Consider the following 463-nt stretch of genomic DNA (forward strand, 5'->3'; position numbering starts at 1 on the left):
CCGACGCGGGGCTGGGCGAGCTGTTCGCCGCGCAGGCCGCCCGGACCCCGGACGCCGTGGCCGTCGTGCACGGCACCGAGGAACTGACCTACCGGGAACTCGACGCACGGGCCAACCGCGCGGCCCACCGGCTGATCGCGGAGGGGGTCCGTGCCGGGAGCCGGGTCGCGCTCCTCCAGGAGCGGTCGGTCGACGCGGTCGTCAGCACCCTCGCGGTCGTCAAGGCCGGCGCGGTGTACGTCCCGCTCGACACCCGCTACCCGATGGAGCGGATCCAGCTCATCGTCGAGCAGTCCGACGTCGACTTCTTCGTCACGGACCGCGATCCGGGGGCGGTACGGCTGCCCGAGCGGGCCCGGGTGTTCCCGACCGGGGCGACCTCGGGGACCGAGGGTGACCCGGGGGTGCGGGTCCATCCCGACCAGCCGGTGTACGCCATGTTCACCTCCGGCTCCACCGGCGT

The 463-nt window shown here is 74.3% G+C and carries 1 protein-coding gene; it reads left to right on the forward strand.

Annotation, left to right across the window (positions count from 1 at the left end):
• Nucleotides 1-463, forward strand: a 463-nt coding sequence (locus tag GT045_RS23145; protein ID WP_161335309.1) for an AMP-binding protein, incomplete at both ends; no start/stop codon positions are given.

This window comes from Streptomyces sp. SID486 (assembly GCF_009865385.1).
Lineage (GTDB): Bacteria > Actinomycetota > Actinomycetes > Streptomycetales > Streptomycetaceae > Streptomyces.